The organism is Paenibacillus favisporus (assembly GCF_040545415.1).
GTDB lineage: Bacteria > Bacillota > Bacilli > Paenibacillales > Paenibacillaceae > Paenibacillus_AQ > Paenibacillus_AQ favisporus.
In genome coordinates, this window is the sequence record NZ_JBEPLV010000001.1 from 1,035,533 (window position 1) to 1,051,021 (window position 15,489).

13 protein-coding genes are annotated in these 15,489 nt (G+C 53.8%); 9 read left to right on the forward strand and 4 right to left on the reverse strand.

What is annotated here, in order from left to right; genetic code table 11:
- Window positions 1–18: 18 nt before the first annotated feature.
- Window positions 19–3,282: an FIMAH domain-containing protein gene (locus ABID47_RS04905; protein WP_354495115.1), complete on the reverse strand. Its 3,264-nt coding sequence runs from the start codon at window positions 3,280–3,282 to the stop codon at window positions 19–21.
- 387 nt (window positions 3,283–3,669) lie between these two features.
- Between ABID47_RS04905 and ABID47_RS04910 the strand changes: the two genes are divergently transcribed.
- The 3 genes from ABID47_RS04910 (at window position 3,670) to ABID47_RS04920 (ending at window position 6,952) form a co-directional block, all read left to right on the forward strand.
- Window positions 3,670–5,115: an ABC transporter substrate-binding protein gene (locus tag ABID47_RS04910; RefSeq protein WP_089547804.1), complete on the forward strand. Its 1,446-nt coding sequence runs from the start codon at window positions 3,670–3,672 to the stop codon at window positions 5,113–5,115.
- Between the two features lie 94 nt (window positions 5,116–5,209).
- Complete coding sequence (locus ABID47_RS04915; RefSeq protein WP_251676634.1) at window positions 5,210–6,103, forward strand: carbohydrate ABC transporter permease; 894 nt, start codon at window positions 5,210–5,212, stop codon at window positions 6,101–6,103.
- A gap of 15 nt (window positions 6,104–6,118) precedes the next feature.
- Entirely contained in the window at window positions 6,119–6,952 is an 834-nt protein-coding gene (locus tag ABID47_RS04920) for a carbohydrate ABC transporter permease (RefSeq protein ID WP_354495116.1), read from the forward strand.
- 183 nt (window positions 6,953–7,135) lie between these two features.
- Here the strand turns inward: ABID47_RS04920 and ABID47_RS04925 are convergent, their stop codons facing one another.
- Window positions 7,136–7,672: a DUF1697 domain-containing protein gene (locus ABID47_RS04925; protein ID WP_116229977.1), complete on the reverse strand. Its 537-nt coding sequence runs from the start codon at window positions 7,670–7,672 to the stop codon at window positions 7,136–7,138.
- A 188-nt stretch (window positions 7,673–7,860) separates the two neighbouring features.
- Complete coding sequence (locus ABID47_RS04930; RefSeq protein WP_354495117.1) at window positions 7,861–8,160, reverse strand: hypothetical protein; 300 nt, start codon at window positions 8,158–8,160, stop codon at window positions 7,861–7,863.
- A gap of 227 nt (window positions 8,161–8,387) precedes the next feature.
- Between ABID47_RS04930 and ABID47_RS04935 the strand changes: the two genes are divergently transcribed.
- Complete coding sequence (locus ABID47_RS04935) at window positions 8,388–9,002, forward strand: NADPH-dependent F420 reductase (RefSeq protein ID WP_435530586.1); 615 nt, start codon at window positions 8,388–8,390, stop codon at window positions 9,000–9,002.
- Between the two features lie 65 nt (window positions 9,003–9,067).
- Here ABID47_RS04935 and ABID47_RS04940 read toward each other — a convergent pair whose 3' ends face one another.
- The gene (locus tag ABID47_RS04940; RefSeq protein ID WP_354495119.1) at window positions 9,068–9,946 is read right to left on the reverse strand and encodes a LysR family transcriptional regulator; all 879 of its coding nucleotides are present in this window, start codon (window positions 9,944–9,946) and stop codon (window positions 9,068–9,070) included.
- A 107-nt stretch (window positions 9,947–10,053) separates the two neighbouring features.
- Between ABID47_RS04940 and ABID47_RS04945 the strand changes: the two genes are divergently transcribed.
- The 5 genes from ABID47_RS04945 to ABID47_RS04965 all read left to right on the forward strand — a co-directional run bounded on the left by ABID47_RS04945 (window position 10,054) and on the right by ABID47_RS04965 (window position 15,335).
- Window positions 10,054–11,340 (forward strand): adenylosuccinate synthase, encoded by a 1,287-nt coding sequence (locus ABID47_RS04945; RefSeq protein ID WP_354495120.1) that lies wholly within the window; start codon window positions 10,054–10,056, stop codon window positions 11,338–11,340.
- Between the two features lie 260 nt (window positions 11,341–11,600).
- A complete protein-coding gene (locus tag ABID47_RS04950) occupies window positions 11,601–12,275 on the forward strand; it encodes an SOS response-associated peptidase (protein WP_105442337.1) in 675 nt (224 codons plus the stop codon).
- Between the two features lie 470 nt (window positions 12,276–12,745).
- Window positions 12,746–13,348, forward strand: coding sequence for a nitroreductase family protein (locus tag ABID47_RS04955; protein ID WP_145947847.1), 603 nt, complete (start codon window positions 12,746–12,748; stop codon window positions 13,346–13,348).
- Window positions 13,349–13,523: 175 nt separating this feature from the next.
- The gene (locus ABID47_RS04960) at window positions 13,524–14,795 is read left to right on the forward strand and encodes a WD40/YVTN/BNR-like repeat-containing protein (RefSeq protein ID WP_354495121.1); all 1,272 of its coding nucleotides are present in this window, start codon (window positions 13,524–13,526) and stop codon (window positions 14,793–14,795) included.
- Between the two features lie 108 nt (window positions 14,796–14,903).
- The gene (locus ABID47_RS04965) at window positions 14,904–15,335 is read left to right on the forward strand and encodes a DUF2500 domain-containing protein (protein ID WP_354495122.1); all 432 of its coding nucleotides are present in this window, start codon (window positions 14,904–14,906) and stop codon (window positions 15,333–15,335) included.
- Window positions 15,336–15,489: the final 154 nt, after the last annotated feature.

Consider the following 15,489-nt stretch of genomic DNA (forward strand, 5'->3'; position numbering starts at 1 on the left):
TTACGACTTCAACAACCATTACTTCTTCTCAAGCCGCTCAAGGAACGATGTTGCATAATAATTCAAAGTGAATGAAGCCTCGGAAGAAAGATACGCCTGCGTATTCTCTTTGCCGAGCTGCTCCAAGTACTTCTCTAAAAAGGATGCCGCCTGCTTCTTCGAGCCCTGCTCTAAATGATGTTTGACTTGCTTCAGGCTGTTTGTCAGCTGCGGGGCGAGGGGGCCTTTGAGGTCGCCTGTCGCCTTGAACTGCTCCGTATAATTCTCCAGCACCGTCATTAACCCGGGCGTGACCGTCACGCGGTTGGACACTGCGGATTCTCCGGCGCCGTTCTCCGCCTTGAGGTAATAGGTGTATTCCACACCCGGCTCGGCCGTGCGGTCATAATACGTATGAACCTTGGCATACCCGAGGTTGACGACCTCGCCGCCGCTTTCCCTGTACACGTTGGTTTGGGTCTCACCATTTTGGGATGTCCAGATGAGTCCGACAAAAGTGTCGCCCACCAGGCCCACTGTGAGATCGGAAGGGGCTGCCGGTACGGGCATGGCGATCCGCAGCCCATCTGTCTGATCCGTCTCACCCATTTCGTTGACAGCGGATATTTTGTAGGTATAACCTGTACTGCTTACGCTGATGCTGTCATCGATGTAGTGTGTCGAAGTTATGCTGTCCATCTTGGCAAAAGACTCCTCGTCATCCGCTTTCCTGTAGATGTTATAGTTCTCCGCGCCGGCCGCTGGCTCCCAGCTGATTTCGAACGCCGAAGCCGAAGCCGATCCAGCAGCCAGCCCTGCAGGCACTTCAGGCAGAAGAACCGGTGCTGCTGTTGTTGCTGCAGCGACGCCCGACGCCGCGGACTCGCCGCCTATTCCAGTCGCCGTTACTTTGTAGGTATAGTCGTGAGAAGGACTTACCGCTTTATCGGTGTAAGCGACGGCAGCAGCAGTGCCGATTTTGCTGTAATTGCCGTCCGTTCCGGCTCTGTAGACGCTGTAGCTCATCGCACCCGCCACCGGCTTCCATTCCAGCTCGACGGACAGGCTTCTCGCAACCGTGATGCGAAGATCGGACGGAGCCGAAGGCGCCGGTTGCGAAGCGTCGAAGTTAAGCACTTCCGCGGCTGCGGAGAGTGGAGATTCGCCGCCGGCATTTAATGCGGAAACGCTGTAAGTATACGTGACTCCCTGTTCAACAGCGGTGTCCTCGTAACCAGCCGCAGGGGTGCTTGCAACAGCTCTGGACACCGGATCCTTGGATGAGGAGCGGTAGATGAGATACGCACTCGATCCATCTACGGGAATCCAATGCAGCGATACGCCGGCACCGCCAGCCGGCTCACCTGCCAGACGGGAGGGGGCGTCCGCAGGCGGCTTCATTTCCGGATTCGCCGGTTTCAATATCACAAAATAAGGGCATTTCGACGTGTTATTATTCGCTCCCATAATGACATGAGAGCCTGCGGGGTAACGCTTTTTGTAGAGCTTATACTCCACCGGCTGACTGTCTGCGATCGTCTCGCCCGTCACCTCGTAGTTTGCGGTCAGCCAATCAGGCTCCGTCGTTATCCTCGAATCGTACGCGACATACACATCTGCGTCCGCCGCCAAATAGAAGGAGACCAGATCGCTGCTCGTCGAGCTTCTGGAGCCTACGGCCGAGCGGATCCACTCTAGGCCCTTCAAATGCTCCGGGACGGAATCAAACTTATAAATCTTGCTGCTGCTGCCGGTCATCCGGTCGCCGAATACGATGTCTCCAGGCTGGAGGTCATCCTGAACCGACCAGTTCGCCGCATTGGCGCTTCCGCTGCTGCTGTTGTCATTGATGATGACATTGCGGACCGATTTACCGTCCATGCTCGGCGCAGGCACCGGATCGGGGTCCGGTTCGGCAGGCTCTGCCGGCGGAATAAACGGTGGGCCGGACCATGCGGGAGGCGACATCGGATAGCTGGCAGGGAAGCCGGGAGCCGCCAGTTCGTTCAAATAGGCTTCCAGGTTCGTGTAGCCATCCCCGTCAAAATCGCCGTTTCGGTCTGCCGGGTTGGCCGGATTGAGATCATGCGCGAGCTCCCATTCATCGGGCATTCCGTCCTGATCGGCATCGGCAGGTGCCGTACCTTGCTTCAAAGGAGGAAAACCTCCCACATCATCCTCGTCACCGATGATCACGCCCGTCTGATTGCGGACACTGTTGATCACGCGTGTATCTACCGCATCCCTGACAAGGGACGAGCCGGCGTAATGCAAGATATGATCATAAGCTTGTTCCGGAGCCTCCGTATGAACCAGCGGGTACTCAAAACGTTCAGATACGACAACGCTCGGCCTCTCCGCCTCGACGATACCGGTTCCGGCATCTTTGCCGTTCAGCACACCGTCTTTGTTGCTGTCGATCCGGTTGTTTTCGAGATACACCTGATAATTCTCATTACCGCGAACGACGGCGTATTCGGGAGCGGCGGAATTTTTGCCGGCAATAAAATAATTCCCGACCACGTTACCGTAGCCCTTGGTCCCGGATTCGCCGCCCGCCACATACGGAAAGTCGCCCCAATTGTAGACGATGTTGTTCACAAAGTCGATTTGGCCCTTCGTTTTCGGGTTCCGGTCGTTATTGTGGGCATAGAGGTTATGGTGCATCGTGATCGTATTCATCTCGATCAGGCCGCCCATCGAGTGGGTGAGCAGGCCTTCGGAGATGACGGACCATTGGACGGTGATATTTTTGGACAGCGGATTTTCGTAGTTCTTGCTCTTGATGGACAACACTTCGTCCGTGCCCCACGAAAAACTGGAGTGGTCGATGATCACATTCTGGCAGTTTTCAAAATACATCGTATCGTCGTTAAAGCTTAGGTCGCCCATGCGAAAACGCAAATAGCGGATGACGATATCGTGGGAATCGATGAACCGGATATTGTTTCCCCGGATCGTTACACCATCCCCGGATGCCGTCTGACCGGCGATCGTAATATGGGATTTATCCTTCACGACGATTTGAGGGATCGTAATCTCGCCGGAGATGTCAAAAACGATCGTGCGCGGCGTATCGCCGGCTGTCATCAGCGCATCATGAAAGGTGCCCGGGCCTGTGAGCTCGTAGCTCGTGACATGATAAACTTCCCCGCCGCGGCCGCCCGCAGTCGCATAACCGAACCCTTCAGCGCCCGGAAAGGCCGGGAGCAGGGAGTTATCAGCCCGTGCCGTCGGCGATTGCAGCGGGTACATCGATAAAGCCCATACCAAGCATAACAAGAGTGCCAGATAACGCTTCATTTGCAGCCTCCTCAAATTTGAATTGGGATGCTATTCCCGTAAACTCCGCTTTTCCATCCTCCTCTTTTTGAAATGTCAACTAAAATTCATGTCCATTATAGATAGCGCTTACATTTGGCGGCAATCAATGATTCGTACAGCGGGTGTGCAATACGCGGAAATGGGAGAAGGTGTTGAATTTGTTGATTCTGCAGCGGATTGGTTTGTTGAAAGCGGAGATCGAAGAGATTTGCAGGTGTTCTGTAAGTGAAATGGTTCTGTCCGGCCAACCCCAAAATATGTTGTTATGAAAACCTGAAATGCTAATACACATACATAGTAAAGCGCTTTACTCCAAGGCTTCAAGGCAGAGATCCCAAGGCTTTACATCAAAAAGGAGGGGCAAGTATGGTCAAAGGGAAAAAGAAATGGCTGCTCGGATCCACCGCGCTCTTCTGCGCGTTAACGGTGGCGATGGCAGGCTGCTCAAGCGGCAGCGGCGGTACGAAGACGGCGGAGCCGGGGACGGACACGACGACGACCACGACCACCGGCAATACGGATTCTTCAGGTGAAGGAACCGCCAAGACGAAAACGACGATATCGATCACTTACCGGGACGACGGAATCGGGGAGAAGGGCACGTTCTACAAATGGCTGAAAGAGCTGTCCGAATCGTATCCGAACAAGGATGTGGAAATCAAGCCGACGCCGATCCAGGCATCCGAGGGAGATTATTTTGCCAAGGTCGCTCTGGCGCTGAAGTCCAAGGATACCGCTCCGGATATCGTTACGGAGGATACGTTTATCCTCAATTCCGATGCCAGCGCCGGTTACCTGGAACCGCTGGATGATAAGGTCAAGGCTTGGGAGGACTGGACGAACGGCTCCTTTATCGAGGCGATGAAAAAAGGGGTTACGGCCAGCGACGGCAAGGTATACGGAGTACCGTACAACACCGATTCGCGGGGACTGTGGTACAACAAGGAAATTTTCAAACAGGCGGGACTTCCCGAGGACTGGCAGCCGAAAACGTGGGACGACGTGCTGAACGCGGCCCGGACGATCAAAGAGAAAACGAAGGATGTCGTGCCGATCTGGATGAACATGGGCAAGGCGACAGGGGAAGCCACCTCGATGCAAACGTACGAAATGCTGCTGTACGGCACCGGGGAGCGTCTCTATGACAACGATACCAGCAAATGGATCATCAAAAGCCAAGGCATCATCGACGCATTGACTTTCATCCAGACGGTCAACAAGGAGAAGCTCGGACCTCCGCTGTCCAAAGTGCTGAACGGCCAGGCGGGCAACACCGCGTCCCGCGAATATTTGCCGAAAGGCAAGCTGGCGATTTCGCTCGACGGATCGTGGATTACCGGCAACTACTTTGATACCGGAGCAGCGCCTTGGCCGGAGTATAAAGACGTGCTGGGCTTTGCCCCGATGCCGACCAGCAAAGGCCAGGATCCGGGTTCCATCACGCTCGCCGGCGGATGGGCGCTGTCGATCCCGAGCAACGCGCAGCATAAGGACGAAGCATGGGACTTCATTAAGTACGCTTTGAACAAGGACAACACGAAAAAGCTGGTCATCGCTTCCGGCAACATTACCGTCCGTGCGGACGTCGCCAAGGATCCCGAATATACGGCTCAGCCGTTTAACGGTATCGCTACCGAATACCTGCAGCACGCCGAATTCAGACCGGCGCAGGACAAATATCCGGAAGTGTCCACGCAGATCCAGACGATGGTCGAGAGCGTCGCCACCGGAACCTCTCCTGCGGATGCTGCGAAGAAATACGCGCAGGACGTAACCCGGATTGTCGGAGAGGACCATATCGTAGAGAAGTAACGTATCAAAGCTTGCTCATGCTGCAGCTTCCGTCGGGAAAAGCGCGTGGGCAAGCGGTTTTATTTTCAGCTTAGGGGAAGGAGACGTAACCTGGATGAGCAGTTTAACCGTATCTTCCGTGTACAAAAAAAGGAAGTCGTATACATGGCTCTACTTCCTGCTTCCTTCAATCGCGATCATGCTCGTGTTTTTCATTTATCCGATCCTGTTAACGTTTTTCTATTCATTCACCAACCTGGCGTTGACGGGGGAAGCGGCCAAGGAACTGAAATTCGTCGGCTTCGACAACTATGCCCGCATGTTCCATGACCCCACGGTCCGGGTGAGCATTTGGAACACGCTGATCTTCCTGATTGGCTCGGCTGTCATCGGCCAGCAGGTGCTCGGATTTATCATTGCGCTCTTGATGAAGCACAAAAACCGGCTGTTTCGCCGGGTCATCGGCACGATCGTATTGGCTGGATGGGTCACGCCGGAAATCGTCTGCGCGCTGTGTTTATACAGCTTTTTCGGCGATGAAGGGACGCTGAATGCCATTCTCTCCTTCGTCGGGATCTCCGATGTGACCTGGCTTTATACCGTACCGATGCTGACCATCATTTTAGCGAACATTTGGCACGGCACCGCCTTTTCGATGCTGGTATTCCAGGCTGCACTCGACGACGTGCCGACGGAGATCGAAGAAGCGGCCGTCGTCGACGGCGCCTCCCGGCTGCAAATCTTGTTCCGGATCACCATTCCTTACATAAAAGACACCATTCTGACCAATATGATGCTCGTCACACTGCAGACGCTGGGCGTCTTTGGCCTGATCTATGCGATGACGGGCGGGGGACCGGGAACGTCGACGACGACGCTGCCGATTTTTATGTACAACCAGGCCTTCGTCAATTACCAGCTCGGGTACGGCACGGCCATATCGCTGCTGCTCCTCCTGTTGGGCATCGTGCTCAGCCTGTTCTACATCCGCTCGATGAAAGAGCAATAAACAAGGAGACTTCGTATGAACGCGAAACAACGCAATCTCATCTACCGTATTCTGCCGTATTTGATCCTTACCGTCATCGGGATCTGCTTTTTGCTTCCGCTGCTGTGGGTGCTGGTCGCGTCCGTCGATCCCAATGCGATGCAATCGCTCAAAATGCCAACCCGGCTCACGGGGGCTAATTACGGTGACGTGATCACGAACGGCGAGAACCAGCGCGCCTTTCTGATCGGCCTTGTGATGTCTCTGGGCCAAGCCGTCATCGTTGTCATTCTCGGTCTGCTGGCCGCCTATCCGCTGTCCCGGTATCAAATGAAGTATAAGAAACCGTTTATGCTGACCATTCTGTTCATGACTTCGCTGCCGATTACGGCAGTTATGGTTCCCGTGTATCAGCTGTTTCTCAGCCTGAAGCTGTACAACAATATCTTTGGCGTCATTCTATTCTACGTCGCTTCCTCGATGCCGTACGGCATTTGGATGCTGAAAAATTTTATGGATTCCGTGCCGAACGATATGGAGGAGGCCGCATGGGTCGACGGCGCCTCGGTGTTCACCGGCATTCGTAAGGTTGTAGCCCCGCTCATGATCCCCGGGATCTGCACCGTGGCCATCTTTACGTTCTCCGGAAGCTGGGGCAACTTCTTCGTCCCGTATATCCTGCTGCAATCCCCGGAGAACTTTCCGGCGTCGCTCAAGCTGTATCAGTTTTTCGGCCAATACGGCATGGCAGATTACGGCAAGCTGGCGGCATTCTCCGTCCTTTATGCGCTTCCGTCAGTCGTGCTGTATATTTTGTCCCAGCAGTTTATGTCCAAAGGGTTTGGGCTGCAGGGAGGTACAAAGGGGTAAACGGTGCGTTTTGTATTAGATGGGCTGGGCCGAGACTACTTGCCGGGTCTATGTCACAAGACGTGAAAAAGCAGGCAGAGGAACGGGAACGTTCCTTTGCCTGCTTTTTTTGGTCAAGCGGGGTGTTTCCGGCGTGATAGTTTCTTCGTTAGATAGATTTCCATTGGACGGGCAGTTGGCTGCTTACAACGTTTTGGCCAGCTCGTTCAGCTTATTCATCGTATTCCAGTTTCGCGACGTAGCCGGAGCGTCAGCCTTGGACAAATTCGCGGCAAGCTTGGAGTCCCGGATACTTTGCCGAAGCATCAGGTATACGACATCGCCGACGGTGTGGAAGTCATCTCCGCCTTTGTCTAAGGCTGCCAGCTTGTCCAGCGCTTCCTGGCTGGGCTGTGAGGTGCGAATGGAGACATGGATGCTTTCACCTTCGCCCAAAGCAGAGGCGTCATATGGACATCCCGCGATGATCTGTTGCATTTCCTCCGCAGATTTCAGGGCGACCGATACCGGCTTGCCGATCGCCTTTTCCAAAAACTGCTCCATTTTGGACTTCAGTCCATGCGGCTCTTCATCGCTTTTAAACAAGACGTTCCCGCTTTGAATATACGTTTTGACATCGTGGAAGCCCATGTCCTCGAACATTTTCTTGAGCTCGGTCATTTTCACCAGATTATGTCCGCCAACGTTAATGCCCCGCAGCAGTGCAATATATACTGTCATCAATCGGCCGCCCCGTTTCGTTTTTAACACAGTATACCATACATTAACTGGAATTCCGTTTAGGGATTCACGTGTGATCGCTCAGTTGTTCCAGCCTTTTCTCTGCTCTGTGAACGGACAGTGGGAGCACTTAAACCAGCCCAACCGGGCTGAAATTCGGCAGAATGGGTGAGTTCAGTGCACATCGATCATTTCTTCACATCTGTCCGGACCTCGTCAGGGAGCTTCAGAGTAAGAGTTCCGGACTGCTCCCGAATCTCCCCGTCTTGCGTCAGCTTATATGCCAGCTTGTTCAACTTTCCATCCGGATCTAGACGTCCCGCCGTATACGTATTGATGTTCACGATGCTGCCTTCGCGGTAATAAAAATAGGTCGTATCCTTCCAAGGTAACGGTCCGGTTGCGTCCGTAAATTTCTGCTGTGCAAATAGCTCCTCCACAGGTCTCATGCCCGGTGTGATGTGCGCCTGCCAAGTGACGATCTTCATACCACCTTTTAACTCGATCCTAGACACCAGGTTGTTGGAAATGACATAATACCGGGTGCCACCCCTTGAGGGAACAAAAAGATGGTGCTGAACCTTGAAAAAGACAAGAGGTTACCCGATTAAAAATGTTGATGTCATGACTTGCGCTGGAGACGGCTCCAGCGATTAGAATGCTTGAGAGAGGGGCTTGCTCCCCCTCAATCTATCCATCGCAAAGGAGAATGACCATGAAAATAGGTGTGATCGGAACGGGACACATGGGTGGAACGCTCGGGAAAAAATGGGCCGCAGAGGGGCATGAGGTGATGTTCGGCACTCGGGATCCGCATCATGAGAGAATTCAAGCTCTGCTTCAGGAGGCCGGCCCTCAAGCACAGGCAGGAACCGTGCAGGAAGCGGCTTCTTTTGGCGAAGTCATTCTGCTGGCCGTAATGGCGGACCAAGTGGAAAGGGTGCTGGCGGAAGCCGGGGCTCTAACCGGCAAAATTTTGATCAATTGCACCATCCGTTTCGACGGGCAGTCGGCAGATAAGGAAGTGCGTAGACTGGCGCAGGAGGCCAGGGTTGTCCGGGCATACCATACCCTTACTTGGGAAGTGCTTGCCCAGCCCCGATACGAGGAGGGCAATGCCACCGTTTATATCAGCGGGGAGGATGCCGAAGCAAAGGATACGGTTGCCCGGTTGTCCCGCGACATCGGGTTGGATCCGGTGGATGTCGGCGATTCCGAAAATATGGAACGGATAGAGGCTGGGATCGGCATGCTGTGGCAGGCGCTATCGCCCGTGTTCGGACGCGATTTCGGATTTCGCCTGCTCCGGCGGGAATCGATGGATGCTTAAATCCGGGAGCGGATCCATCATTGCTCATCCGTGAACGGTATCTCAGGCAGCATTCCGGTTTTCAACTACGACAAAAAGCCGATAAACCGTTTGGATGCAGCCGAGAGGGGAACGTTTTTGAGCGTCGCAATCCCAATGTGCCGAAGTGGAATCGGAGGTGTCAAAGGGATTTCTACCAGCTTGCCCGAGGCTAACTCTTCGGTGATGAATTGGCGCGTAATGAAGGTGAGCCCAAATCCGCTCTGGGCAAACTGGACTAAGAGATCGAGGCTGCCAAGCTCGAATTCCGGATGAAGGGTCGTGCCGTGCGCCCCGGCGTAGCTGTCAAGAAATCGGCGCGTACTTCCACCCGGTTCCAGAAGCAGCAGCGGGTACTGGTGAAGCTCCGCCAAAGGCAGCGGCTGCCGGGCCAGTTCCGCATACTTCGGATGCCCGACAAGGCAGTCCTGCTGGGGAGCGCTTGGCCGAAAATCGATTTTGGGGTCGTCCGCAGGCAGATTCACGATCCCGAAGTCGATTTTTCCTTCTTTTAACAAGGTGATCGTCTCTGGCGTCGTCCGGTTCGTGACATGCACCCGGATGTCCGGATACTGCTGGTGGAACTGTTCGAGGCATGGCAGCAGGTAGTGTTTGCACAAGGTGTCGCTCGCTCCAATATGGATTTCCCCAAGCAGCAGACTTTGCATCTCGGCCATCTTTTTCTCCCCGATGTCCAGCATCTGCATGGCCTGTTCCACATAGCTGTACAACACTTCGCCTTCTGCGGTTAACGTGACTCCTTTTGCTGTCCGGAAAAATAAAGCTCCACCCAGAGCACCTTCCAATTGCTTTAACGTATGGCTGACCGCAGGCTGGGTAATATGCAGCTGCTCTGCCGCCTTTGTCAAACTGCCTAGCTTGGCCGTCCAGTAAAAAACACGGTACCATTCCATTTGAATATTCATCGTCATTACCTCAATTTATATAGATCATTATTAATATCAATTTTACTTATGTGACCAATCCAAATTATAATGATCGCTGTAAAGGAAAACAAGAGGAGGCCAAATCATTGACCGTAACAGCGATTGTTGGAGCCAACTGGGGCGATGAAGGAAAGGGCAAGATGACGGACGTGCTGGCAGCCAAATCATCTTACGTGGTGAGATATCAGGGCGGAAGCAATGCCGGGCACACGATTATTAACGAATACGGGAAGTTCGGACTGCATATGCTGCCTTCCGGCGTATTTTATCCGCATGTGACGAACGTGATTGGAACTGGAACGGCGTTGGACGTGAACGTGTTGGTGAGCGAACGGGAAGCTTTGCTGGCAAGAGGCGTCCCCGAACCGAAACTGGCCATATCGGATCGGGCGCAGGTCGTCCTGCCGGTTCACCGGCTGCTGGATGAATTGGAAGAGGAACGCTTGGGGGCACGGAGCTTTGGATCGACGAAGCAGGGGATTGCCCCGTTTTACGCCGATAAATACGCCAAGCTCGGCGTGCAGGTGGCCGATCTGTACGATGAAGAAAGACTTCGGCGCCGGCTGCAACAGATGCTGGAAGCCAAAAATGTTCTGCTGACACATCTTTATGGTCATCAGCCTCTAACTCCGGAGGATCTCATGCCAGCATTACTGGAGCAGGGCGAGAAGATTCGTCCGTTCGTTTGTGATACGGCCCAAATGCTGAATGAGGCCTACCGCAAAGGGGAAGGCATTTTGCTGGAAGGACAGCTGGGAGCGCTGCGGGACCCGGATCACGGCATTTACCCGTTCTCCACGTCCTCCTCAACGTTAGCAGGATTCGCGCCGGTTGGTGCCGGCCTGCCGCCGTATGCCATATCCCAAGTGGTGGCGGTGGTCAAAGCTTATTCGAGCTGCGTCGGTGCCGGCCCGTTCGTGACCGAGCTGGCAGGCGAAGAAGCCGAGGAGCTGCGCCGGCGGGGTGGCGATGCGGGCGAATACGGCGTATTAACCGGACGTCCGAGACGAGTGGGCTGGTTCGATGCGGTAGCAACCCGCTATGGCTGCATGATTCAGGGAGCTACCGAGATCGCGTTAACCAACCTGGACGTGCTCGGGTACCTGGACCAAATCCCTGTATGCATCGGATATCAGCTGGCTGACGGGACGGTGACCGACCAGTTTCCAGTGAGCGCGAAGCTGGATGAGGCCAAGCCGGTTCTGCAGCATCACAAGGGCTGGAACTGTGACATTACCGGCATTCGTTCCTTTGAAGAGCTGCCTGAGGCGGCGAAGCGATATATCGAGATCATCGAAGTGACCGCACGGGTGAAAGTAAAATACGTATCCGTGGGGCCTAAACGGGACCAGCTGATCACGCGTAATCTATAGAGCTCGGGCGATTCGCCGATGGAGCTGCTTCAGCCCGAAAGCTTCCAGGCGGTCGCGGAGCGGCTGCTTCATAAGAAAGACGAGGAAGAAAATAATCACACGAGAACCTGACCGAGACTCCGGCAGTGTTTTCCGAGTAACCAAGCGTCAGAACGGTTCCCTCCGCGAAGGGGCCGTTTTTTTGTTTGTACAAGCGGCAGGCACATGAATAATTTCCCTCCAATGGCAAACAATACGGGGTAAAGGGAGGCTGATGCTTCATGTGTCAACGTTTTTCAATGGCCGCCGAGCTGCCGGAGGTTCAGGAGCATTTTCAAATCGAACGGGTGATGTATTACTATAAAAATCGCTACAACATCAGTCCGACGCAGCATATGCCGGTGGTGCTCCAGCAGGACGGGGCGCGGATTCTGGATGAATTCCGCTGGGGCTTTATCCCCTATTGGGGAAAAGACGCGATCAATGCGGACCTCCGGAATGTGCACCAGAACCCCAGCTACCGGAAAATGGTGGACAAGCAGCGTTGCGTGATCCCCTGCAACGGATTTTACTACTGGAAGAGAGAAGGCAAGAAGTCCTATCCCGTCCGTGTAGTGATGAAAAACCGCAGCATGTTCGGGGTGGCCGGATTGTATGAAATTTGGCGGGATACGCGTGGAGAGCCGCTGCGCACCTGCACTTTGGTCATGACGGATGCCAATCCGCTGATCGGTGAATTCGACGCCCGGATGCCGGCGATTCTGTCTCCCGGTGACATGGAGCGCTGGCTGGATGAAAGTACGATGGATCTGGACGCGCTGGATCCGATTCTGCGTACGCATTCGGCGGAAGAGATGCATGCATATGCGGTCACGCCGCTCATCGACAACGACACGCACGACACGGAGGAATGTATCCAGGAAATGAACCTGGAGCGGGCCTGGGTGAAACGATAATTCTTAGCAGTTTATCACTGCTTACGAAAAAGCCTTGCGGCTGAGGAGCGGGAGGGGATCTAACGCCTTTCCGAGCTGAATCAGCCCTAAGGCTTTTTGAGTTTGTCGCCGATGGCCAGCAAATTGACAACCCGGTATCTAAGTCAACGAAAAGGTGGACGTATCATGTCTCCGCGCACCAAAGAGCAAAATGAGGAAATCCGCAGGCAGCAGAAATCCAGATCCGGGTCGACCGGGGGGCAGCGGTTATGAAGCGTACCATTGAACTGAAGCATTGAACAACGTGTAACTAACAGGCAGGTCCATTCGTGATATCAGCGGATGGGCCTGCCTTTTTGATGCAAACAATCCCAGTGGGTCCGCATATTAAAAAAGCCGGCTGGGAAAGTTAACCGGTAACGGCCAAAGTTCATTTTCCTTGGTCCAGGCACATTGTCGCCAGATATATAACATGGAGGTAAGAAAGAGCGATGCCCAAGGATTTTATCGAAGCACTGAAAAGAAGACGTTCCATCTATACCATCAGCAAACAGAACGTGACCACCGATGAGCGTATTCAGGAAATCGTGGAGGACGCGGTCAAGCATGCGCCTTCCTCGTTCAATTCCCAAACCTCCCGCGCGGTCGTTCTGCTCGGGTCCAATCATGACCGCTTGTGGGATATTACGGAAGATATTTTGCGAGAGGTCGTCAACAATCCGGAGGCGTTCAAATCGACCGAGCAAAAGATCGGTTCGTTCCGCAGCGGCTACGGCACCGTTTTATTCTATGAAGACATGGACGTCGTCCGCAAATTTCAGGACCAATTCGCCGCCTACAGCGAAAACTTCCCGATATGGTCCAATCAAACCTCGGGGATGGTGCAGCTGATCGTTTGGACGGCGCTTGAGCTTGAAGGCTTCGGCGCTTCGCTTCAGCATTACAACCCGCTGATCGACGAGCGCGTCCGCGGCGAATGGAACCTTCCCGAATCCTGGAAGCTGATCGCCCAAATGCCTTTCGGCAAACCGACGGCCCCGGCGGGGGACAAGGACTTCCAGCCGATCGAAGAACGCGTGAAAGTGGTTCGCTGATCCATTGCGCTCATACCAGTAAACAATACCCGGTGTCCTTTATGAGGATGCCGGGTATTTTTGTGTACCATTGCATACCAGTTGTATCCGACTGGCGTGAGCACCTCTTTATGTTATAATATTTATTTTAGAAGATGACTTGAGTGTAAGGGTCCTCAGCGAAGGAGGAATGAGAATGAAACGGTGGAAACAATGGACGGGCATGGGTCTCCTGTTCTGTTTATTGCTCTCTGCCTGCACATCAGAGAAGGAAGAACCCGCGTCTGTACCTGTCCCGAATCCCGAGCCTGCGGAGCTGGGGCAAACACTGACCGTGGTCCCGACAGAATCAGCCAAGGCCGCTGCGGAAGATCCATCCCAATACCAGATACAGACTCGCTTGACGGACTTCCAGCTCCTAAGCGGGACGACGGGTATCGCGTGGGGACTGACGAGAAATGAACTGCGGATGTACCTCACGGAAGACAACGGAAAAACGTGGGTCAACATCTCGCCGGCTTCCAATGTACAATTTCCCGACAATTTAAAATATGGAAGAGACCTGTATTTCAAGGACCGGATGAACGGCTGGGTGGTCCGCAGCGCTTCCGGCACGTCGGAGACGATCGTGCTGCATACGTCGGACGGAGGCGGTTCCTGGAAAGTGGCCTCCATCCCGGACAAGAACAAGGTGACCTCGATCTTTTTCGATTCCAATCATGTCGGCTGGATTATGCTGACCGCGGAATCATCGACAGGCAAACAGGATAAAAAGCTGTATAAAACCGAAGACGGCGGAGCCAAATGGAAAATGGTGATGCATAATTATATCAGCAGCAATCAGACATCGACGCAAGGTGCTATTCCGCCGCTCGGCTATGCGATGGGCATGACCTTTACCAGCCCGGCAAAAGGCTTTGCGATGATTCAGGAGCTTGGGGTGCCGAAGCTGTACCGTACACAGGATGGGGGCAGCGAGTGGAGTGAAGGACCGGCGTTTTTTAACCGGGACAAGCTGGCGTCCTGCAGCGGATTTATTCCGTCAAGCCCGGAATTTTTCGATACGTCAAATACGGAAGGCTGGATTCCGGTCGGCTGCCAGGTCGGCGATTCAGCTAAGTACAACGGCTTTTTCACGACGGACCAAGGCCAGACCTGGACTTTTGCCCCTTTTAACCTGGGTTGGAATAAGGGCGTAAACCAGTCGCTCCGGCCTTCATTTATTAATTCTACACAAGGCTGGGCTCTGGTCGGCAATCTGGTGTATCACACCGAAGACCAAGGGAAGACGTGGATGCCGCTGCCCGCAAGCCGCGTGCTGACCAGCATATTAAAGGAATATCCCGAAGTCGGTAAGCTGCAGTTCAGCTCCCAGCGAGTCGGCTGGATGCTCGTTATGAAAAATGACGAAATGCGATCGCGGCTCCTTCAGACGATTGATGGGGGAATTACATGGAAAGTGCTCTGATCCCGTAAGATTGGCATCAAGTTCTTCAAATGGACGCATATACTGTTAATGACCATGCTATGCGTGTCACTGTGAAGCTTGAAGCTGGTGGATGGAAGGGGGAAGAGCATGGGAGATACGTCTTTCTGGATGTTCGATTTCTTCGGAAAGGTCATGCCGATCTTTTTTGTCGTTGTTATCGGAATTATTGTACTGTCTGCCGGAAAAGGTATTCTGCAGTGGGGGCGCAACAACAAGCAGCCCGTGCTCACCGTGGATTCCCGGATTGTCAGCAAACGCAGTCAGGTCAGCCATCATCAGCATCAAGATACCAATGACCATCTATCCAGCTATACGAAAACGACCTATTACCTTACTTTCGAAGTGGAGAGCGGCGACCGGATGGAATTTGCGGTCAGCGGCGAACAGTACGGTTTATGCGCCGAGGGCGACGCAGGCCGTCTTACCTTCCAGGGAACGAGATACCTGGGATTTCAGCGCTACATGCGCGTATCCGGAGAAGAAGGCACCCCCAGCGCTTTTCGGAGGATGAACCCATAGTTTCGGAACACGAATCCAAAGCATTGAATGGATGCGTCTTCGGCAGATCGCTCTGCCGGAGGCGCTTTTTTTCTGATTTGCGCGGGCGGTGTGCAGCACGGACGTTTCTTGATTCCCCGGCTGCGTTAAGGTTAAATAGAGACATCGAGATTAG

What these genes read in the sequence shown, in the direction of transcription:
- ABID47_RS04935 (WP_435530586.1), top strand. Translation starts at nt 8,388, where the DNA reads ATGAAAATAGGTGTGATCGGAACGGGACACATGGGTGGAACGCTCGGG.
- ABID47_RS04940 (WP_354495119.1), bottom strand. Translation starts at nt 9,946, where the DNA reads ATGAATATTCAAATGGAATGGTACCGTGTTTTTTACTGGACGGCCAAG.
- ABID47_RS04950 (WP_105442337.1), top strand. Translation starts at nt 11,601, where the DNA reads ATGTGTCAACGTTTTTCAATGGCCGCCGAGCTGCCGGAGGTTCAGGAG.
- ABID47_RS04925 (WP_116229977.1), bottom strand. Translation starts at nt 7,672, where the DNA reads ATGACAGTATATATTGCACTGCTGCGGGGCATTAACGTTGGCGGACAT.
- ABID47_RS04905 (WP_354495115.1), bottom strand. Translation starts at nt 3,282, where the DNA reads ATGAAGCGTTATCTGGCACTCTTGTTATGCTTGGTATGGGCTTTATCG.
- ABID47_RS04915 (WP_251676634.1), top strand. Translation starts at nt 5,210, where the DNA reads ATGAGCAGTTTAACCGTATCTTCCGTGTACAAAAAAAGGAAGTCGTAT.
- ABID47_RS04920 (WP_354495116.1), top strand. Translation starts at nt 6,119, where the DNA reads ATGAACGCGAAACAACGCAATCTCATCTACCGTATTCTGCCGTATTTG.
- ABID47_RS04965 (WP_354495122.1), top strand. Translation starts at nt 14,904, where the DNA reads ATGGGAGATACGTCTTTCTGGATGTTCGATTTCTTCGGAAAGGTCATG.
- ABID47_RS04910 (WP_089547804.1), top strand. Translation starts at nt 3,670, where the DNA reads ATGGTCAAAGGGAAAAAGAAATGGCTGCTCGGATCCACCGCGCTCTTC.
- ABID47_RS04930 (WP_354495117.1), bottom strand. Translation starts at nt 8,160, where the DNA reads ATGAAGATCGTCACTTGGCAGGCGCACATCACACCGGGCATGAGACCT.
- ABID47_RS04955 (WP_145947847.1), top strand. Translation starts at nt 12,746, where the DNA reads ATGCCCAAGGATTTTATCGAAGCACTGAAAAGAAGACGTTCCATCTAT.
- ABID47_RS04960 (WP_354495121.1), top strand. Translation starts at nt 13,524, where the DNA reads ATGAAACGGTGGAAACAATGGACGGGCATGGGTCTCCTGTTCTGTTTA.